Below are 19,468 nucleotides of genomic sequence, written 5' to 3'. Positions count from 1 at the left end.
ATATGCTCAGGCTTTATTAATTTGGTCGCATGAGTTAGTGAGACTTATGAATGACCATTTTCTGATATAGGCACACCTGGAAAAACCTGAGTATCCTGATAATCATAGACGTAATTCGTAATTTGTCATTTATAATGTTATTATTAACAGCATTTTAACGGGCAAAAACTGCGCGTGGCGCGGGCTTTTACCCGCGGAATGTTTACTTTAGCAAACTTGTAAATCATATATAAGCATGGAGAATACATCGTATGATATCCGTCAATTGAACGAAAAGATCCATCAGGCCAGCGCATTTGTGGACCTGCTGAACCTGGAGCTGAGTAAGGTGATCGTTGGTCAGCGTTACATGGTAGAAAGGTTGCTTATCGGCTTGCTGGCAGGTGGTCACGTATTGCTGGAAGGTGTGCCTGGTCTGGCGAAAACACTATCCATCAAATCCCTTTCCTCTGCTATCAATGCGAAATTCAGTCGTATTCAGTTCACACCGGACCTCTTGCCGGCTGACGTGATAGGTACTATGTTATTTAATCAGCAGAAGAATGAGTTCGTGGTACGCCGTGGTCCTATCTTCGCCAACTTTATCCTGGCGGATGAGATCAACCGTGCCCCGGCAAAGGTGCAGAGTGCGCTGCTGGAAGCGATGCAGGAAAGACAGATCACTATCGGTGATACCACTTTCAAACTGGACGATCCGTTCCTGGTACTGGCTACCCAGAACCCGATAGAACAGGAAGGTACCTATATGCTGCCGGAAGCACAGGTAGACCGTTTTATGCTGAAAGTGACCATCGGTTATCCAACGAAAGAAGAAGAGCGTCATATCATCCGTCAGAACCTGAATCCACAGGCTTCCGTACAGATCAATCCAGTAGTACAGCCATCTGATATCCTGGAGGCGCGTAAACTGGTGCGTGAAGTGTACATGGATGAGAAAATAGAACGCTATATCATCGATATCGTTTTTGCGACCCGTAATCCGGAAGATTATAAACTGCAGAAGCTGAAGCCACTGATCTCTTATGGTGGTTCTCCAAGGGCCAGTATCAACCTGGCACTGGCAGCAAAAGCATACGCATTCACCAAACGCAGAGGATATGTAATTCCTGAAGACGTACGCAGCATCTGCTTTGATGTAATGCGTCACCGTGTAGGTCTTACCTATGAGGCAGAAGCAGAGAATGTAACAAGCGAAAATATCCTCAGTGAAATTCTGAATGCGGTAGAAGTACCTTGATCTTTATAGCTAAAGTCGGGAGTAGTAATCATTATTCATTTTAATCATTACCGGTGGATACTGCGGAAATATTAAAAAGGGTAAGGAGGCTGGAAATAAAAACCAGAGGCCTTTCCAACCACATCTTCTCAGGTGAGTATCACAGTGCTTTCAAAGGCCGTGGTATGTCATTCAGCGAAGTAAGGGAATACCAGTTCGGAGATGATATCCGGTCTATTGACTGGAATGTGACTGCGCGTTTCAATCACCCGTTTGTAAAGGTATTTGAAGAAGAACGTGAACTGACATTGATGCTGATGGTGGATGTGAGCGAAAGCTCCGTCTTCGGCACCTCCAAACAGAATAAACGGAACATGATCACTGAATTGTGTGCCGTACTGGCGTTTTCTGCTATCAACAACAATGATAAGGTAGGTGTGATCTTTTTTAGCGACGGTGTTGAGAAATATATACCCCCTAAAAAAGGGAAATCGCATATCCTGTTTATCATCCGTGAACTGATCTCTTTCGAACCAAAACGCAAGGGCACGAATATTAAAGAAACATTGCGCTTCTTTAATAACGCGACCAAGAAAAGAAGCATCGTGTTCCTTATGAGTGACTTCCTGACCGGCAGTTACCAGGATGCGCTGAACATTGCATCAAAGAGACATGACATGGTCGGTATACATGTATATGACCAGCGTGATAAGGAATTGCCTTCTGTAGGATTGATCCAGATGAATGACCTGGAAACAGGCGAGCGTCAGTGGGTGGATTCCTCCGACAAGCAGGTACAGCAGTATTACACCCAACAGTTCAATCAGCACGTGCAATATTGCCGCAATTCATTCAAGAAAAGCGGCGCAGATCTTATCAGTATCCGTACCGATGAAGATTATGTAAAAGCCTTGCAGAACTTTTTCGTAAACAGGTGATAGTCTAAAGCTGAGCAAGTATTAACATGGCTAAACTGATTATAGTTAAACGTCTTATTTTATTTTTTCTGCTTGGATTTATCCTGGCGCCATTTGCTTCCTTCGCACAGCAGGGTGAAGTAAAGGCTACAGTCGATACAGAGAGCATCCGTTTGGGAGAACAGGTCCAGCTGCGCCTTTCGGCAACCATGCCTCCACAGGGTATGGATATCTTGTTTCCGCAGATACCTGATTCCTTCGGACATTTTGAAGTAGTACGCCGCTCCCCGCTGGATACTACCGCACAGGGCAACACAAAGCTACTGGGACAAACCATTGTACTGACCAGTTTTGACTCAGGCAGATGGGATATTCCGGCTTTGCGTTTTGACATTGTCAATAATGGTAACATCACGGATTCTGCCTTTACAGGTCCGCTATTCATTGATGTCAATACCGTGAGCGTTGATACCACAAAAGCTTTTAAACCGATCAAAGGTCTGCGTACCGTAGCCTGGAGTTTCTGGGATTACTGGTTGTATTTTGCCATTGGCATATCCGCAGCGCTGATCGGTATCGGCTTATTTGTATACTTCCGCAACCGGCCTAAGAAAGTGGTACCCGTACCAGTTGCACCTGTTGTACCTCCTTACGAAATCGCACTGCAACAATTGCAGCAGCTGAAAGCGGAAAAGGTATGGCAGCAGGGAGATATCAAACAGTATTATACCCGTCTTACAGATATTCTGCGTGCTTATTTTGAGCAACAGTTTAATATTCCTGCACTTGAGCAAACGACAGAAGAACTGTTACAGCATATCAAACCTGTTACTATTCTGAACCAGCAGCGCGACAAGTTACGTAACCTGTTAAGTGTAGCTGACCTTGCGAAGTTTGCAAAACTGATGCCTTCTCCGGAAGAGCATGAAAGTGCGATGCAACAGGCGCAGGAGATTGTTGAGTGGACGAAACCGGCAGCAGAGAAAGCAGCGACCGCAGAAAACGGGAAAGAAGAAATAAAGCAGCCTGCGAAGTAGGCCGCTCCTTGCAAAGAGAAATTATTATCAGTAAATGGATTTTTCGATCTGGAAAAATATTGAATTCGCCCATCCCGCCTTCTTCGGATTGCTGGTGCTGATACCGGTAATGATCTACTGGTATATTGCCCGGCAGCAACGCAGACAGGTTGCTATGGAGATGTCTTCCCTGCAGGGATTGAAAGGCTTACCGGTATCCTGGAAGGTGAGATTGCGCCCCTTATTGCTGGTATTGCGTTTAGTGGCTTTTGCAGCACTGGTGGTTGCACTGGCCAGACCGCAGACAAGTAATACATCTGAAAGCATCGACAGTGAAGGTATTGATATCGTGCTGGCGATGGATATATCAGGTAGTATGCTGGCGCAGGACTTGCAACCTGACAGACTGGAAGCCGCCAAAAGGGTAGCTATGAACTTTGTAGACAGCCGTATCAGCGACCGTATCGGTCTGGTGATCTTTTCCGGCGAAAGCTTTACACAATGTCCTATTACGACGGATCACGGTGTGCTGAAAAATCAGATCGCACAGGTGAAAAGTGGTATGCTGCAGGATGGTACAGCGATCGGTATGGGACTGGCTACATCTGTAGAACGCTTACGTACCAGCAAGGCGAAAAGTAAAGTGATCATCCTCCTGACGGATGGTGTGAACAATACTGGTCTGATAGATCCGCTTACCGCACTGGAGATTGCAAAGGCATTTAAGATCCGCGTATATACCATCGGTGTTGGTACCATTGGTAAAGCGCCATTCCCGATGACAATGCCGGATGGCTCTATCCAGATGCAGATGCAGGATGTACAGCTGGACGAACCTTTAATGAAAAAGATCTCTGTTGAAACAGGGGGTAAATATTTCAGAGCTACCAGCAACAAAGAACTGGAAAACATCTACGGAGAGATCGACAAACTGGAGAAAACCAAGGTTGAGATTACCTCTTATAAACGTTTTGCAGAGCATTTCTTCGCACTGGCAATGCTGGCGCTGGCATGTATACTGCTGGAGGTGGTGTTGAGATATACGGTCTTCAGAAGTCTGCCGTAAGACAATTAGGAATTAGGGAATTAAGAATTAGGAATTGAAATGCAGCGGAGATTGGTGAGAATGATTAAATAGTATTTTTTATTATAAATAGAAAAGGGTGTTTTGGCGAGGGCTGAGACACCCTTTTCTGTTTGTGATATCTAGTCAAGATTTTTAAACAGGCAGCAGGTTTAAGGTGAGACAATTTGCCAATAATTCCTAATTCGTAATTCCTAATTCCTAATTGAACTACCTTTATACCCTAAATAATTACAAGAAGCATTGCAGGCAACTATTTACAGATCGACCGGTAGCTGGTATACAGCAAAAACAACCGAAGGGGAAGTGTTCCAGGCACGTATCAAAGGGGTATTAAAAATCGATGAAGATATTACCTCCACCAATCCTATTGCCGTAGGCGATGTGGTAGAGATCGTGCGGGAAGGCGGAGATGCTACTGCGAACAATGCAATGATCACGGAGATTAGCAAACGACATAATTATATTGTGCGGAGTTCTCCGCATAAGAAGAACCAGAAACACATCGTGGCGGCTAATATGGACCAGGCGATGCTGATCTGTACGGTAAAAGAGCCACGTACCTCAAACGGCTTTATGGACAGGTTTCTCGTAACAGCGGCGGCCTATCATATTCCGGTGATCCTGGTCTTTAATAAGAAGGATATTTATAAAGAAAAAGACCTGGATAAGTTCGCCGAACTACAGGCTTTATATGAAGATATCGGGTATAAGGTATTATTAGTATCTGCAGAAACCACTGATGGTATTGATCTCCTGAAAGCGGAGATGAAAGATAAAACCACCCTGATGTCAGGCCATTCCGGTGTAGGTAAATCATCCCTGATCAACCGTTTGTTACCGGGACTGGATCTCCGTACTACAGCAGTGAGCGGATGGAGCGGAAAAGGTTTACACACGACTACCTATGCAGAAATGTACGACCTGCCGGATGGCGGCAAATTGATTGATACACCGGGTGTGCGTGAGTTTGGTATTGTGGATATCACAAAGCCGGAGTTATCCCATTATTTCCTGGAAATGCAGCCCTATCTACAGGAGTGTCAGTTCAATAACTGTCTCCATATCAATGAGCCCGGATGTGCCGTAAAAGCGGCTGTAAATGAAGGCGAAATTGATGTTGAGCGTTATGTCAGCTATGCCAGTATCCTGGAAAGTATACAGGAAGACCAATACTGACCTGCAACTGACTGCCGACCGGTATTAGCCTTCCCCCAAACAGGCTTCCGGTGGAAATACCTGCTTATGTCAAATTATATATTTTAATTATCTGTACAGATACTTGCTGCTGTCAACGACGTTTCTTTTTCTTCGGAGCGCTCATTTCGTCCAGCAGTTTTTCCGCACCCCAGTTTTTGCGGGGCGTAGGGCAACCTGTCTTACGGGTACGACAGGCGGATAGTCCGATAAGGGACAGCACCAGTACAAAGAGTACTAATCTTTTCATAGGGTAGCTTATTTATCAGAATACTCTTCCGTTCATCTGTTTGATAGATGACCTGTTCTGTTTTCCGTTTTTGACAGAATAGTAGTTGTTGTTGGGGCAACCGGTACGCTCAGTTTTGCAGCCAATGGCAAAAATGCTGCATACCGCCATCAGGAATAATAGCTTTTTCATAGGGTAAGGTGTTAATAAATGCAAGATAATTAAAATATGTCACTTACTACCGGCATCCTCTTTGAACCAGCCGGAGTACATGAGATAGTTGTTGGCAATGCGGTCTATTTCACCACTGATCAGGGATTGGCTGATATCTTTCACTTTTTTGGCAGGTACGCCGGCATAAATGGATCCCGGCTCTACTTGGGTACCTTCCAGTACTACTGCTCCTGCCGCAATGATGCTATTACTGCCAATGTGCGCATTATCCATCACAATTGAGCCCATGCCGATCAATACATTATCTTCAACAGTGCAGCCATGCACGATAGCGTTATGTCCGATAGAGACATTATTGCCAATAATTGCTTTTGTTTTTTCATAGGTGCAATGTATCACGGCGCCATCCTGCACATTTACTTTATTGCCCATCCTGATGCTGTTTACATCTCCGCGGATCACTGCATTAAACCAGACGCTGCATTGATCGCCCATAACGACATCGCCTACGATAGTCGCATTTGGCGCAATAAAACAGTCGTTTCCCATTGTAGGCAGTGTTCCTTTAACCGGTAAGATGACAGGCATATAGTTAATTTTAACGCAAAAGTAAATAAAATCGTATAGCGTATTTTTGTGTCAGCATGAATAACAGACAACTATTTTTACGCCATGTGGCTCAGTTATCTGACGCCCCTATGGCTCTTGAGATAACAAAGGCTTCCGGCATGTATATGTGGGATGCGGATGGCAAAAAGATCATGGATCTGATCGCAGGTATCAGCGTGTGCAACGTAGGGCACTCCCACCCTGCTGTCGTGAATGCCATAAAGGAACAGGCGGAACAATATATGCACCTGCTGGTGTATGGAGAGCTGATTCAGACCCCGCAGGTTGGTTTTGCGACCCTGCTGACCCAGCACCTGCCGGCATCGCTTAACAGTGTTTATTTCACGAATTCCGGTGCGGAGGCAGTAGAAGGCGCCATGAAACTGGCCAAACGTTATACCGGCAGAACGGAAATCCTGGCTTTTGACAGAAGCTATCATGGTTCCACACAGGGGGCTATGAGTATCATGGGGGATGAAACCTGGAGAAATGCCTATCGTCCGTTATTGCCTGATATACAGCATCTTCAGTATAATACATGGGAAGCGCTGGACAAGATCACCGAACGTACGGCCTGTATTATACTGGAAACCGTACAGGCGGAAGCCGGTGTCAAAGTCCCACAAAAAGAATGGTTACAGGCCATCCGGGAGAAATGTACCGCTACCGGTACCCTCATGGTGTTGGATGAGATACAGTGCGGATTGGGAAGAAATGGTAGTCTCTGGGCATTCGAACAGGCCGGCGTAGTACCGGATATATTATTGCTGGGAAAAGCACTGGGTGGTGGTATGCCAATGGGGGCATTCATTGCCGGCAGAGACATTATGTGGAGTTTTACCAATAAACCCGTGCTCGGACATATGACCACCTTTGGCGGTCATCCCGTGATTTGTGCGGCAGGTATGGCAGGATTTAAGGTCTTGCTCGAAGAGAACCTGATAGACCATGTTAAGGCGAAAGGAGCGCTGTTCCACCAGTATCTCAAACATCCGGCTATTAAGGATATCCGTTCTCTTGGACTGATGATGGCCGTTGAATTTGAGAGCTTTACCATGAATAAAAAGGTGATCGATCTGTGTATAGAAAAAGGCTTGCTGACGGACTGGTTCCTGTTTGCGCCGGAGTGTCTGCGTATTGCGCCGCCATTGATAATCAGTGAAGAAGAGATCAGACAGGCTTGTGATATTATTCTACAGGCGATAGAGGAAGCGACAAAGAGATAAGTGATCAATTAAGCATCTTAAAAGGTCATCAGCATAGCTGATGGCCTTTTTTATTGATGTGAGAAATCCCCTGAGCAGGAAGGGGATTTTTCCTGTTTCTGATTGTGGCTGACCGTCAAATATAGTCGTAGTGTTAATTTACATGTGTAGAAACCACTAACATTTTAACCTCAAAAACAACATGCTCATATGGACATAGGTATGGCCATCGCTACTTTCGGCACTATCGTATTCGTTCTTGCACTTGGAACACTATTAAGCCGGCAGGTTTTCCGGATTGATGATATCATTGCTCAACTCAAAAGCATCAATGATAAACTGGATCGCCTGAATCAACAACCGATAAACAAACAGGAGTCATGAGCTGGGTAAAAGGATACTTCCGCAGAAACGGCACTTTTGTACCCGGTCACTTTCGCAAGGGCAGCTACCGTAGCAGCAGCGGTGGCTGTAGCATTGCATTTGAGATGTTTAAACCCCGTTCCATCGCGTGCCGGCAGTGTAAACGCTGCCGGCTATATTCAATACATCAGCCCTCCCCTAACCCATAATAGAAAAATATATTTTGTCATCTCCCTAAAATATGTAACTTTGATTTACAAAGTACTTTAAGCATGACAGAAGAACAACATCTGCAAACATTAAGTGATATCAAACGCATCATGGAACGTAGCAGCCGCTTTTTATCCTTAAGCGGATTAAGTGGTGTTTTTGCTGGAGCTTCGGCACTTGCAGGTGCAGGTACAGCGCTGGTTCTTTTCCGCGCGTACTATGACAGATGGGAAGTCAGAGGTCACTATGATGATGCTGATTTTTCTCAACTCAGACTGCAGCTGATATTGTTAGGCTTTGTTGTGATGTTTTTGGCTGCTGCCGGCGGACTTTATTTTACCTGGAGACGTGCGAAAAAGAATAATCTGCCAATATATGATGCTACTTCCCGCAAAGTGCTTATTAATGGTATGATCCCTATGGCTGCGGGTGGTGCTTTTATAGTGGGTCTGATGTACAATAGTATGGATGTACTCGTGGCGCCTTCCTGCCTGATATTCTATGGCATGGCTGTACTCAATGCCAGTAAGTATACAGTATCTGATACGAAATATTTGGGTATCGCGGAAATTGCCCTGGGGATATTAAATGTTTTCTTTTTGCGCAGAGGGCTTTACTTTTGGGCTGTCGGTTTTGGTGTGATGCATATATTTTACGGCATCGTGATGTGGTGGAAGTATGAGCGGAATGCCGTTGAAGAGTGAGCCGGTGCTGTTTGGTATCAATTTTTTGAATAAATGATGAACTCGTGATCAATCCCATAGGTAACTTAAATAAGATATTTGACAGCCGTATACGGCTGGGGGTCATGAGCATCCTGATGGTGAATGAGGAAGTGAGCTTTAATGACCTGAAGCAGATGCTGGAATTGACCGATGGTAACCTTGCCTCCCATCTCAGTACCCTGGAGGAAAATGGTTTTCTGAAAGTACATAAAGGGTTTGTCGGACGTAAAACCAATACTACCTATTCTATTACGAAAGCTGGTGAAAAGGCTTTCAAAGGGCATCTGGCTGCTCTCGAAAATATGATCCGCTCCATGGAGTGATTTTTTTTGCCTTTATACTTTGAAATACAAAGCACTTTAAAATATAGTAAATATGGAAACAACGAATATCAATGACGGGTCCAGTCGCCCGAACGCATCCTCACGCCAGCTTCCTGACACAACGGAGCCCAGGCCGTCCTTTTTTGAACGTTATGCCTATGGTGTTAAGGCCCTGTTGATAGGCATCCTGGTCCTCTTACTGTTGATACCAGCCAATATGATCATGGGCCTGATCTCAGAAAGAGAACACCGTCAGTTTGAAGCGAAAGGAGAAGTGAGTGGTAAATGGGGCGACGCACAGACAATCACCGGACCTGTACTGGTAATCCCTTATTACAGCAAACCCAATGTAGTTTCCAATGCGATCTTTCTGCCCGAAAAACTAAAAGTCAATGGTCAGCTGATGCCGGAAATCCGCCGGAGAGGGATCTATGAAGTAGCAGTATATACTTCCAGACTGGACATCAGCGGCGCCTTTTCCAAACTGGATCTCAGCGAACTGAATATCCCTGCTGAAGCGGTTCTGTTGAAAGATGCTTATCTCGCTGTTGGCGTAAACGATATGCGTGGTATCAGTAACCAGGCCGGTGTGCAGTGGAACAGTCAGACCTTCTATTTCAATCCTGGTATTCCGGCGGCAGATCTTTTCTCTAATGGGATGCAGGTGAAAGTTCCCCTGTCAATGTCTGATAGTGGTATCGTAGCCGGCAACTTTGCAGTAAATCTTGAGCTGAAAGGATCTGGTCAACTGTACTTCTCCCCTGTCGGGAAAACAACATCAGTGGAAATGAAGTCTAACTGGACCAATCCAAGCTTTGATGGGGCCTTTTTGCCCAATGCCCATCATGTAGACGATAAAGGTTTTACAGCTGCCTGGCAGGTCTCTAACCTTAACCGTAATTTCCCGCAAAGCTGGATCGGCAATAACAGTAATCTGCATTCCGCCGACTTTGGTGTAAAATTGTTCCTCCCCGTCGATACCTATCAGCAATCAACCCGTGCTGTTAAATATGCAATATTGATTATCGGTCTTTCATTCCTTGTTTATTATTTCATCGAGCTGTTACAGCGTTATTCCGTTCATCCATTACAATATATACTGATAGGCGTGGCTTTGTGTGTATTCTATACCCTGCTTATCGCCCTTGCTGAACAATTGAATTTCAGTATTGCTTACCTGATATCGGCAGTCATGACCATCGGACTGGTATCGTTTTATACGGCAAGCGTATTACGAAGTGTCCGTCTGGCAGCCGGTATTGGTGGCGCACTTTCTCTGCTCTATGGATTTATCTATGTGATCATCCGTTCTGAAGATCAGGCCCTGTTAATGGGTAGCCTGGGGCTCTTCATAATACTGGCCATTGTGATGTACTTTAGCCGGAGAATCAAGTGGGGAGAATTGTAAACCAGTAAATAAAGATATTCATGCAAACCGGTCGTTATCTGCAACAACGCATACGAAGTTTTAAATACGCCATTCAGGGAATTATCGCTTTTCTGCGTAGCGAACCTCATGCCCGTATTCATGCCGTCGCAACGGTGCTGGTGATAGCGGCCGGTTTTTATTACAGATTGTCAGCCAGCCAATGGCTCCCTATACTGATCGTCATTGGAATGGTGTGGGTTACCGAGATGTTGAATACTGTTGTTGAAAAGATCATGGACCATTTGTCCCCGGACTATCACCCCAGGGTGAAGTGGATTAAAGATGTTGCTGCGGGGGCGGTACTTGTTGCGGCATTGATCGCAGCTATTACAGGAGCTGTCATTTTTATCCCTATCCTGTACTAAAACAAAAGGGGCTCGTTGTTCAACGAGCCCCTGCTTTATATGTGTTAATCCGATTATTAGAAGTCAACTCCCAATCCAAAATACCAGATCGGTTTGCCACGGAAGAATGCTACTGCCGGCCAGCCTGCATCTATTCTCAGGAAATAACCTGCGAGTGTGGTACGGGCACCGAAACCATAACCGCCTACAAATGGTCCGAGGAAACCTTCTTTCACTTTCACAGTTACCGTTCCGTCATTTCCTGTATAATAAGTGTAGTTAGCATCTTTGAAGCTCAGTTTCTCGTTCCAGGCAGTTCCGATGTCTACGAAGCTGGTCACCTGGAAGTTACGAACGAGCGCTGAGTTGATCGGCTTGTTCATGAAGGTCGCAAATACCGGCAAACGTAATTCTGTGTTGAATACCATTACGTTATTACCGTTACGGGCGTTCTGTTTGTAACCGCGCAGTGGTGTAGCCAGTGTCTGATACGCGTAGTTGGCGTTCATATTTACCGGTGTATTGGTATTGATCTTAGGAGTCAGCCAGTTGTCACTACCACCCAGGTAATACAGCAGTTTACGTGTACCCCATGACAGGTCAGCCGAGAAGCGGGTAGCCCAGATGAAGTTGCGGTAAATAGAGTGGTAATGTCTTACGTCAATACCCATGTTATATGTGAACTTGCCTTTACCTGCAGCAGCACCCTGGTCAAATATATCGTTCAGGTCACCGTTAATCTGGGCATTCATATCACCATAGATCTTATAACGGGTACCATGCCAGATGTTAGTAGCCGGATTGATGGTATTGTCATACACATATTCCAGACGAAGTAATGCATAGTTGTCAGCAAAGTTTTTCATCTTCAGTGTATTAGCATCGGATGCTGATACGACGAACTTATCGTTACGCAGACCTACCTGTAAACGGATACTTCTTGCCTGATCGAACGGATAACGAATATCGAACTGGAAGAGGTTTGTTTTCAGTTTGGCTGGGTAATCCAGTAGGTTACCTGAAGTATCCACACCCAGGCTACTGTATTTATCCACCCTGCGGTAGTAAGTGAACTTATAATCAAAGCGTTTTTTCAGATAAGAGCCGGAGATGAAGTACTCCGTACCATCCAGGCTGGAAGGGAATCTGAATCCACCATTGATCTTCACATCTTCCATCATGTCGCTCACCCCGATACGGATCAGACCATTAACAGGGTCAGCCAGTCTGATCGGACTTACAGGAGGACCGGTAAATGGCTGATATCTGTTGATCAACACAGAGTTATCCAGTTGTAGGATCAGGTAGTCTGAAGAGAATTTCCATTTATATGGCAGCAGTTTGGCCTTTTTCAGTACCGGCTCAATCAGCGGTATCTGTATAGCCATTGCTTCTGCGGCAGCTGTTGTATCTGGTGCTTCCTGTGCGAACTCGCTCTGGAAGAAATCACCATGTTTCGCGGTATCTGTCTGGGCCTTCTCATGATAGGTTGGCAGACCGAGGCGGATACTATCCTCGTGCATCTGACGGGACCTGAAGGTTGTCGGACGGCTGCTGACGTTTCTCTTACGCAACGTTACGGTATCGATCCTCAGTTTCTGGAGGTTCTTGAAACCATACTGCTGAATCACCTGTGATACTTCCGATTGGTCGCCTGCGCCTCTGGATTCTTTGATACCATAAGCATAGTTGGACATCGGGAATGTATAGGTAGAGTCTTTTGTCAGGGAAACAGCCATTACAGAGTCCGGAGCCGTAGCGCCATATTCTGCCAGGGCAGAATCGAGATCTGCTTTGTCGGGGTTATGGAGGATCTCTGAACCTACAAAGAACAGGGAATCTACTCCGGCTCTTTCAGTTTTGAAGAAACCTGCATAACGGTTACGGATACCGTTTACGTCAGATACGAACGTAAAGTGGGTCGTGTTATACTGTAACGGTGAACGTGCATCACCGTATTTCATATCTGTCAGCTGGGATATCTGCTTGTCGGCACTCTTGTTAAAGTTGTCGATCAGGAAGATGTTATAATGTCCGGCAGGCAATATGGTATCGCCGCTTTTCGCGGTTGGTGAAGGTCTGTTTGAGGAGTAAATGATACCACTCTTACCAGGGAAAGATACAAAAGACGGATCCAGGTCATCATACACGTCGTTGGTGATCTGTTCAGCTGTCTTTTTGTTGATGCTGTAAGTGTAGATATCTGTATGCCCGTTTTTCACTGCAGACAGCAGCAGGGAGTTGTCATACTCGAAGAAGTATTTCACATCGATGATCCTGTCGAATCTTGGCAGATCTTCTTTGGTGCTTGTCCTGGTAACCAGGTCATATACCATGAGTTTGGTAACGCCTTCATGCTCATATACGATGGCCAGGCGGTTACCTTTCTGGTTCCATGCCAGCAGCGGGTAGTTAGGGTCCAGCTGGCTGGCCTGCATTCTCACACCACTGCGCAGGAGCACTTTAGGCTTCATGTCAGCAAACTGGATCTGTACTTTATACAGGCCTTTGGAGAATTCAACCACCGCGTAGTAGTTGCTCTTCGGGTTAGCCTGGAAACGGTAGAAGTCTGATTTGTTCAATTCTCTGGATACAACGGTACGTGCGCCACGGGTACTCTGGCGGCGACGGCGGTTGTCATCCTGGTAACGTTTGGTATTGAATACCATGAAGTCTTTGAGCGCATTTTTCGGTTTCTGGTTCAATACCTGCTCAAAGCCTTTTTTCAGGGTACGGTTAATACGGGAGATATACATCAGATAAGGCACTGCATCCTTACCATATTTACTTTCTACATAATACCAGAACGCATGTCCGGCCAGGGTTGGTTTTTCGTAGGCCAGCTGGTAAAAGTCTTTATATCTGCCTGATTGAATCGCATCTTTCAGTTCATCATCCAGCTGAGGGTTCCAGTTTTCAGCCGCATATGCAACAAATCCATCTGTAAACCATTTTGGGAAATCGATCAGGATCGTATTACCTGCAAACTCTCCGATATCTTCTCCAAACAGCAGGTTTTCGAGCATCACACGGGCAATACCTTCACGTATCTGACGGTAGAGGTGCTGGTGATCGCCATCGAAATAAACGATCAGTTTGTTGCCCACCAGCTTGGTAATACCACCTGTATTCTGCCAGTCAACGCCAATGCCTATATTGGATTGCTTCATTTCTCCGAAGCTGTTGTACACAACGATGTTCACGCGCTGACGGAAGGTAAATTCCATGAACTGTTCCAGCTGCGGCAATTCCTTTTCTGCTGCTTGTGCAACGTATTTTCCCAGTTCAAGACCGTTTTGGCTGAAGTACGTATTAAAATGACGGGTTTGATAATAACGCCATTTGAAATTCTTATGCTGTATGCGGTTCTGCCCAAATTCCACGGTATTGGTCTGTGCCTGAGATAGATACGGGCCAAGTAATAGGGTACCGGTAATTATTAATAACCTGGTAATAAGTCGGTTCATACAGAAAGTATTGATAATATTGCGTTCTGAATTAAAAATAGCAAAAATCGGCAACAATGATGGAAATACAACATTTCACCTTTAATCCGTTTCAGGAAAATACCTATTTACTCATTAACGAAAAAAAGGAATGTATAATTATAGATCCGGGCTGTTATTTTGAAGAAGAAAGGAAACAATTACAGAATTATATCGAAAAAGAGGGGCTTAAAGTTACACGCCTGCTCAATACTCATTGCCACATCGACCATATCCTCGGCAATAAGCTGGTAGTTACAACATATGGCGTAGGTCTGGAAATACACCCCCTGGATAAGATATTACTGGACCGCTCTCCTGAAATAGGGAAAATGTATAATATTCCCTTTGACCCCTCCCCTGAACCTGTTCGTTTCCTTGAAGATGGTGAAAAGATAACATTCGGTGACGACGAACTGGAGGTACTGCTCACACCTGGTCATTCACCAGGCAGCGTATGCTTTTATTCCGCCGCCGGGAAATTTGTGATTGGTGGCGATGTCCTGTTCTTCCAGAGCATCGGTCGGACCGATCTTCCCGGAGGCAGTCATCAAACTTTATTAAACAGCATACAGGAGAAATTGTTCGTATTGCCTGATGACGTAAGGGTATATCCCGGTCATGGACAGTCCACGACTATCGGATACGAAAAGCAGCATAATCCCTTCCTGAAATAGGAGGATCAGATTTTTGCTACATACTTGCCGATGAACGGGAGCCTGGAAAACTCTTTCTTTTCCATTTTCAGCAGGAACCAGAGATAGGCGCAGAAGAAAATTGTCGCCACCGTCAGTGATAATGGACTCAGCGCATAGATATCTTTGGGAGAGAACAGGGTCCTGTTCAACAGGTCATATACGTAGAAAGTGCCTACGGCTCCCAGTATGTAGGTGAGTATACGCGGGAGGTGGTAAGGCACCGGGTAGTATTTTTGTCCGAGTACATAACAGATGGCCATCTGTACAAAGTAACAGGCCATCGTAGCCAGGGCTGCTCCAAAGTAGCCCATAACAGGTATCCACCACCAATTCAGCAGGAAGGCCAGTACTGCCGTGACGATCGTAATCATCGCCCCGGTTTTGGTCCGGTCGGTCAGTTTGAACCAGATGGTCAGGTTGTAGTAAATACCCAGGAACATATTGGCCAGCAATAAGATAGGAACGATCCTCATACCAGGATAGTATTCCGGTTTACGGAGGAATATTTTCCAGACGTTCAGGTACAGACCTACGAACAGGAACATCATGCAAAGCAGTACCACGAACAGCTTCATAATACGTGCATACATTTTCTGTGGATCCTTTCCCTCGGCCTGTTTGAAGAAAAAGGGTTCCGCTCCTAACTTAAATGCCTGTATGAACATTGTGATCAGAATCGCCAGTTTATAGTTGGCCGCATAGATCCCGATCAGTTCTTTTTTATCGTTCATATTGTTGCCCGGCAGGAATTCCGGCAGGAACCAGGCCCTGTCAAACGTCTCATTGACCATGCCCGCCATCCCGAAAAAGATCAGCGGAACGGAATAATTGAGCATCTGCCGCCATAATACCTTGTCAAATTTCCAGCTGATGCGCATCATTTGTGGCAGGAATAGCAGGAAGGTAACCCCGCTGCCCAGCATATTACTCAGGTACACATAGCCCAGCTGGTTACCGCCAGGACCTATATCAGGCAGCCAGGTCTGTCCTGCTGCATACAATTTCGGGATCACTACAAGGAACAGTACGTTAAATGCGATGGTGGTAACAATACCCGTCAGGCGTATGAAGGCATAACGCACGGGTCTGTTTTCCATTCGTAGTTGGGCAAACGGAATCGCGGTCAGGGCATCAAATGCCATAATCAGTACCAGGGAGGTATAAAATCCCGGATGTCCGCCCAGTCCGCCCAGTTCGCCGATATAGGAATTGATGATCGTCCCTCTGAACAGCAGGAGTATGATGGTAAAGCTGATGGTTGAAAATAACAGGGAAATGGTTGAGGTACTCAGAACGGACTGACTGTTCTCCTTTTTGGCAAAGCGGAAGAAAGCCGTTTCCATCCCGTAGGTGAGTATAATATTCATGAAAGGCACATACGCATATACCGTAGACATCTCCCCATAGGAAGCCTGTGTCATCAGCTCCAGGTAAAGGGGGGTAAGAAAGTAATTAAGCAGCTTACTCGCAATGTTACTAAAGCCGTAATAGATCGTTTGTCCTGCCAGTGATTTTATACTCAATGCCCTGAAATTTTTCCAAAATTAACTATTCCAGCCCTTTCCGGCGCTGCTGTTTTTTCTCGGATTGCTGTTTTTTAAGTTGGATTCTCTTTTCCCGTACAGCTCTGGATGGCCGCGTAGGCACCCTCTTTTTGGGTTTGATGAGTGCTTTACTCACCAGTTCGTTCATCTTTTTTATAACCAGTTGTTTGTTACCCAGCTGGGTACGCTCTTCCTGTGAGCGGACTTGTAACAGCCCTTCCGCATTAATGCGGTGGCCCAGTTTTTCCTGTACCAGTGCTTTTTGTTCCTGGGTTAACAATGTTGACGCGGAGACGTCGAAATATCCTTCTACCATCGTCTCCACTTTATTGACATTTTGTCCGCCTTTACCCCCACTTCTGGCTGTTTGGAAGGTGATTTCAGCGGAAAGATCTAAGCTCATTAATTAACGTTTCTTTATAATTGATTATCGTAATTTAATAAAGGTAAATGATTTTATTTGCCGCCCACCCTTAATCCTGTGCTATATGGCTCTTTTTACATCCATTCAGTTACGCGTTCTGAAAACAAGCTGGATTCCAGTACTCCTGATATGGTCGGTCACTGCTTTTTGTATGTTGAATAATATTATTCGCCAGGACAACTTCGAATATATCAGATATGGCGGATTTGCACTGATGACGGTATTACCCCTCTTTATTACGGCAGTATGGGAAATGGTGATAAAGAAAGCATGGAGACATGCAGTCATCATCGCACTGGCGGTACTGTTGACCGCTGTGTTACAGGTGGGATTGAGTAAGATGCTGATGCAAAGAACGGATCTGGATATGAGATTCCTCCTTGAGAAGATCAATACTTTCGCGGTACTATTATTAATCTTTATTACCCGGTTTTATCTCGCCGGCATGAGCGATAAACTGAATGCAGCCCTGGTAGGTGCATTGATCTATTTTCTGATGCCCAAAGAGGGAATCCCATTAAACAATCTCCAGCTGGCCCGTGATCTGCCGGTGTTGTCCCTTTTCTCTTCCTATACTAAAATAGCACTTGCACTACCTGTCGGATATTGTTGTTTCATCTGCTATTACGTGATTGTATTTCTTATTGAAAATAGCTATAAGTGGCAGTTCTACAGTATGTTACTGCAATCAAAAGTGCAGACGTTGGCAAAATGGGAATACTTCTTTCTGTTCCTGTCCATGTGTTTTGTCTACATTGGTGCGATCGGTGTACTAGATACCAATATTTATATGTTCTTCGAAGAAGGTCCGCAACCCATAACGGTGGCAGGGTATATGCTCTTTTCTACTCTGGGGATGATCCTCCTCTTATATGCAGTGGCCGGATTGATGCGGAATGTTATTACCAGCCGTGCCCTGACAGTAGGCAGGTATTCCTTCTGGACCCTGCTCCTGCATTATGTGCCGGTACTTAATATCGGCGCTGTAACCTGGCTGTTTTTCTCCAAAGAAACACCTGCTACTGCATCCGAACATGCCAGCATCTATATGCAGCAGGACAGGACCCTGGCACAAAATATCATGATTGCCGCAGGTATCCTGGTAACGGTTTTCAATAGCTATATGCTGCTGACAGAACCTACTGGCCTGCGACTGCCGGTGATCGGTCTTATTGGTGTATTATACCTGCTGAAGATCATCGGTTATATCCGTTTGCGTTCCGGCAGAGCTGCCGTAGGACTGGTCATGTCTCTGAATGTAGTTACCGTACTGTTTGCAAACAGCGGTCACCTGATACTCATAATGGCATTGCTTTATCTTTACTACTACCTGCTGCTGGAGCTTTTCTGTCCTAAACTGGAAATAGAAGATACCATGAAGATCAAGGAACCGGAAAGCAGCGATATTTTCACGCAATCCGCATAATTATTTAATTTCCCGGCGCAATAAATTGATCTGTTACACATATGCGTGCAGTTATACAACGCGTGTCCCGGGCGTCCGTGACCGTAGACGGGAATATTACAGGTAGTATCGATACCGGACTGCTGGTATTATTGGGCATTGAAGATGCCGATAATACAGAAGATATTATCTGGTTGAGTAATAAAATCGTGAACCTCCGTATTTTTAACGACGAAGAAGGTGTAATGAACCGTTCGGTGAAAGAAGTGGACGGTGATGTGCTGCTCGTCAGTCAGTTTACCCTGCACGCTGCCACCAAAAAAGGAAACCGCCCCTCCTATATCCGCGCCAGTAAACCGGATATTGCCATACCCCTGTATGAACAGATGATCAGTCATTTAGGACAGGACATGGGGAAAAAGATTCCTACCGGCATTTTTGGCGCAGATATGAAGGTGGACCTGTTGAATGACGGCCCCGTTACTATCATTATTGACACAAAAGCAAAAGAATAATCAGCAATATGACTATCAAAGAAGCACAGGAACAGATTGACGGCTGGATCCAGACCGTAGGTGTCCGTTATTTCAGCGAACTGACCAATATGGCTATCCTGACTGAAGAAGTAGGCGAAGTAGCCCGGATTATGGCCCGCCAATATGGAGAGCAGTCCAGTAAAGAATCAGATAAAAAGAAAGAACTGGCCGATGAACTGGCCGATGTTATGTGGGTATTGCTATGCATTGCCAACCAGACAGGAGTGGATATGACCACCGCACTGGAGAAGAATTTTGAGAAAAAAAACATCCGCGACGCCAACCGGCATAAGAACAATGAGAAGCTGCAATAAGGCAGGTTTTTTGTGAAATCA

20 protein-coding genes and 1 pseudogene are annotated in these 19,468 nt (G+C 45.4%); 15 read left to right on the top strand and 6 right to left on the bottom strand.

Translation table 11 applies throughout. The features are described 5' to 3' along the window. Positions 1 to 235 precede the first annotated feature (235 nt). From CPIN_RS02125 to rsgA, 5 genes are all read left to right on the top strand, one after another. Positions 236 to 1,237, top strand: a complete 1,002-nt coding sequence (locus CPIN_RS02125) for an AAA family ATPase (protein ID WP_012788107.1) — start codon at positions 236 to 238, stop codon at positions 1,235 to 1,237. 53 nt (positions 1,238 to 1,290) lie between these two features. Next, entirely contained in the window at positions 1,291 to 2,154 is an 864-nt protein-coding gene (locus CPIN_RS02120) for a DUF58 domain-containing protein (RefSeq protein ID WP_012788106.1), read from the top strand. A gap of 26 nt (positions 2,155 to 2,180) precedes the next feature. Then, positions 2,181 to 3,170 (top strand): hypothetical protein, encoded by a 990-nt coding sequence (locus tag CPIN_RS02115; protein ID WP_012788105.1) that lies wholly within the window; start codon positions 2,181 to 2,183, stop codon positions 3,168 to 3,170. Positions 3,171 to 3,204: 34 nt separating this feature from the next. Then, positions 3,205 to 4,215 (top strand): vWA domain-containing protein, encoded by a 1,011-nt coding sequence (locus CPIN_RS02110; RefSeq protein ID WP_012788104.1) that lies wholly within the window; start codon positions 3,205 to 3,207, stop codon positions 4,213 to 4,215. A gap of 261 nt (positions 4,216 to 4,476) precedes the next feature. Next, complete coding sequence (rsgA, locus tag CPIN_RS02105) at positions 4,477 to 5,412, top strand: ribosome small subunit-dependent GTPase A (RefSeq protein WP_012788103.1); 936 nt, start codon at positions 4,477 to 4,479, stop codon at positions 5,410 to 5,412. Positions 5,413 to 5,524: 112 nt separating this feature from the next. Here rsgA and CPIN_RS38870 read toward each other — a convergent pair whose 3' ends face one another. From CPIN_RS38870 to CPIN_RS02100, 3 genes are read right to left on the bottom strand one after another with little or no spacing between them, the layout of a single operon-like run. Beyond that, complete coding sequence (locus CPIN_RS38870) at positions 5,525 to 5,680, bottom strand: hypothetical protein (RefSeq protein ID WP_012788102.1); 156 nt, start codon at positions 5,678 to 5,680, stop codon at positions 5,525 to 5,527. Between the two features lie 15 nt (positions 5,681 to 5,695). Beyond that, positions 5,696 to 5,851 carry a hypothetical protein gene (locus CPIN_RS38865; RefSeq protein ID WP_012788101.1) on the bottom strand — a complete coding sequence of 52 codons (156 nt, stop codon included), beginning with the start codon at positions 5,849 to 5,851 and terminating at the stop codon, positions 5,696 to 5,698. Positions 5,852 to 5,890: 39 nt separating this feature from the next. Then, positions 5,891 to 6,421 (bottom strand): gamma carbonic anhydrase family protein, encoded by a 531-nt coding sequence (locus CPIN_RS02100; RefSeq protein ID WP_012788100.1) that lies wholly within the window; start codon positions 6,419 to 6,421, stop codon positions 5,891 to 5,893. Between the two features lie 110 nt (positions 6,422 to 6,531). On the opposite strand from CPIN_RS02100, the gene CPIN_RS02095 reads away from it, so the two are divergent. The 6 genes from CPIN_RS02095 to CPIN_RS02075 all read left to right on the top strand — a co-directional run bounded on the left by CPIN_RS02095 (position 6,532) and on the right by CPIN_RS02075 (position 11,062). Next, entirely contained in the window at positions 6,532 to 7,668 is a 1,137-nt protein-coding gene (locus CPIN_RS02095; RefSeq protein ID WP_245552070.1) for an aspartate aminotransferase family protein, read from the top strand. A gap of 189 nt (positions 7,669 to 7,857) precedes the next feature. Next, positions 7,858 to 8,031, top strand: a complete 174-nt coding sequence (locus CPIN_RS38860; RefSeq protein WP_012788098.1) for a hypothetical protein — start codon at positions 7,858 to 7,860, stop codon at positions 8,029 to 8,031. Between the two features lie 251 nt (positions 8,032 to 8,282). After that, positions 8,283 to 8,924, top strand: coding sequence for a hypothetical protein (locus CPIN_RS02090; RefSeq protein ID WP_012788097.1), 642 nt, complete (start codon positions 8,283 to 8,285; stop codon positions 8,922 to 8,924). Positions 8,925 to 8,968: 44 nt separating this feature from the next. Beyond that, a complete protein-coding gene (locus tag CPIN_RS02085; protein WP_012788096.1) occupies positions 8,969 to 9,268 on the top strand; it encodes a winged helix-turn-helix domain-containing protein in 300 nt (99 codons plus the stop codon). Positions 9,269 to 9,320: 52 nt separating this feature from the next. Beyond that, positions 9,321 to 10,676, top strand: a complete 1,356-nt coding sequence (creD, locus tag CPIN_RS02080) for a cell envelope integrity protein CreD (protein WP_012788095.1) — start codon at positions 9,321 to 9,323, stop codon at positions 10,674 to 10,676. A 20-nt stretch (positions 10,677 to 10,696) separates the two neighbouring features. Next, entirely contained in the window at positions 10,697 to 11,062 is a 366-nt protein-coding gene (locus tag CPIN_RS02075; protein ID WP_012788094.1) for a diacylglycerol kinase family protein, read from the top strand. Between the two features lie 56 nt (positions 11,063 to 11,118). On the opposite strand, the gene CPIN_RS02070 is transcribed toward CPIN_RS02075, so the two are convergent. After that, on the bottom strand, positions 11,119 to 14,508 hold the full coding sequence (locus CPIN_RS02070; protein WP_012788093.1) for a hypothetical protein: 3,390 nt from the start codon (positions 14,506 to 14,508) through the stop codon (positions 11,119 to 11,121). 56 nt (positions 14,509 to 14,564) lie between these two features. Here CPIN_RS02070 and CPIN_RS02065 point away from each other — a divergent pair, with 56 nt between their 5' ends. Continuing rightward, positions 14,565 to 15,203, top strand: coding sequence for an MBL fold metallo-hydrolase (locus CPIN_RS02065; protein ID WP_012788092.1), 639 nt, complete (start codon positions 14,565 to 14,567; stop codon positions 15,201 to 15,203). Positions 15,204 to 15,208: 5 nt separating this feature from the next. Here CPIN_RS02065 and CPIN_RS02060 read toward each other — a convergent pair whose 3' ends face one another. Both CPIN_RS02060 and arfB read right to left on the bottom strand, forming a co-directional pair. Further along, complete coding sequence (locus CPIN_RS02060; protein ID WP_012788091.1) at positions 15,209 to 16,747, bottom strand: oligosaccharide flippase family protein; 1,539 nt, start codon at positions 16,745 to 16,747, stop codon at positions 15,209 to 15,211. 25 nt (positions 16,748 to 16,772) lie between these two features. Next, positions 16,773 to 17,153 (bottom strand): annotated as a pseudogene (gene arfB, locus CPIN_RS02055) (alternative ribosome rescue aminoacyl-tRNA hydrolase ArfB); the annotation flags it as partial. 103 nt (positions 17,154 to 17,256) lie between these two features. Between arfB and CPIN_RS02050 the strand changes: the two are divergent. From CPIN_RS02050 to CPIN_RS02040, 3 genes are read left to right on the top strand one after another with little or no spacing between them, the layout of a single operon-like run. Then, a complete protein-coding gene (locus CPIN_RS02050; RefSeq protein WP_012788089.1) occupies positions 17,257 to 18,618 on the top strand; it encodes a hypothetical protein in 1,362 nt (453 codons plus the stop codon). 41 nt (positions 18,619 to 18,659) lie between these two features. Next, positions 18,660 to 19,112, top strand: a complete 453-nt coding sequence (dtd, locus tag CPIN_RS02045) for a D-aminoacyl-tRNA deacylase (RefSeq protein ID WP_012788088.1) — start codon at positions 18,660 to 18,662, stop codon at positions 19,110 to 19,112. Positions 19,113 to 19,120: 8 nt separating this feature from the next. Next, positions 19,121 to 19,447, top strand: a complete 327-nt coding sequence (locus tag CPIN_RS02040; RefSeq protein ID WP_012788087.1) for a nucleotide pyrophosphohydrolase — start codon at positions 19,121 to 19,123, stop codon at positions 19,445 to 19,447. The last annotated feature ends 21 nt before the right edge of the window (positions 19,448 to 19,468 follow it).

The sequence above is a fragment of the Chitinophaga pinensis DSM 2588 genome (genome assembly GCF_000024005.1).
GTDB classification, from domain to species: Bacteria; Bacteroidota; Bacteroidia; order Chitinophagales; family Chitinophagaceae; genus Chitinophaga; species Chitinophaga pinensis.
The sequence above is the reverse complement of the archived record's forward strand: the minus strand, read 5'-3'. Positions and strand labels throughout refer to the sequence as shown.

What these genes read in the sequence shown, in the direction of transcription:
- CPIN_RS02100 (WP_012788100.1), bottom strand. Translation starts at nt 6,421, where the DNA reads ATGCCTGTCATCTTACCGGTTAAAGGAACACTGCCTACAATGGGAAAC.
- CPIN_RS02110 (WP_012788104.1), top strand. Translation starts at nt 3,205, where the DNA reads ATGGATTTTTCGATCTGGAAAAATATTGAATTCGCCCATCCCGCCTTC.
- dtd (WP_012788088.1), top strand. Translation starts at nt 18,660, where the DNA reads ATGCGTGCAGTTATACAACGCGTGTCCCGGGCGTCCGTGACCGTAGAC.
- CPIN_RS02070 (WP_012788093.1), bottom strand. Translation starts at nt 14,508, where the DNA reads ATGAACCGACTTATTACCAGGTTATTAATAATTACCGGTACCCTATTA.
- CPIN_RS38860 (WP_012788098.1), top strand. Translation starts at nt 7,858, where the DNA reads ATGGACATAGGTATGGCCATCGCTACTTTCGGCACTATCGTATTCGTT.
- CPIN_RS02040 (WP_012788087.1), top strand. Translation starts at nt 19,121, where the DNA reads ATGACTATCAAAGAAGCACAGGAACAGATTGACGGCTGGATCCAGACC.
- CPIN_RS38865 (WP_012788101.1), bottom strand. Translation starts at nt 5,851, where the DNA reads ATGAAAAAGCTATTATTCCTGATGGCGGTATGCAGCATTTTTGCCATT.
- CPIN_RS38870 (WP_012788102.1), bottom strand. Translation starts at nt 5,680, where the DNA reads ATGAAAAGATTAGTACTCTTTGTACTGGTGCTGTCCCTTATCGGACTA.
- CPIN_RS02125 (WP_012788107.1), top strand. Translation starts at nt 236, where the DNA reads ATGGAGAATACATCGTATGATATCCGTCAATTGAACGAAAAGATCCAT.
- CPIN_RS02050 (WP_012788089.1), top strand. Translation starts at nt 17,257, where the DNA reads ATGGCTCTTTTTACATCCATTCAGTTACGCGTTCTGAAAACAAGCTGG.
- creD (WP_012788095.1), top strand. Translation starts at nt 9,321, where the DNA reads ATGGAAACAACGAATATCAATGACGGGTCCAGTCGCCCGAACGCATCC.
- CPIN_RS02115 (WP_012788105.1), top strand. Translation starts at nt 2,181, where the DNA reads ATGGCTAAACTGATTATAGTTAAACGTCTTATTTTATTTTTTCTGCTT.
- CPIN_RS02095 (WP_245552070.1), top strand. Translation starts at nt 6,532, where the DNA reads ATGGCTCTTGAGATAACAAAGGCTTCCGGCATGTATATGTGGGATGCG.
- CPIN_RS02065 (WP_012788092.1), top strand. Translation starts at nt 14,565, where the DNA reads ATGATGGAAATACAACATTTCACCTTTAATCCGTTTCAGGAAAATACC.
- CPIN_RS02075 (WP_012788094.1), top strand. Translation starts at nt 10,697, where the DNA reads ATGCAAACCGGTCGTTATCTGCAACAACGCATACGAAGTTTTAAATAC.
- CPIN_RS02090 (WP_012788097.1), top strand. Translation starts at nt 8,283, where the DNA reads ATGACAGAAGAACAACATCTGCAAACATTAAGTGATATCAAACGCATC.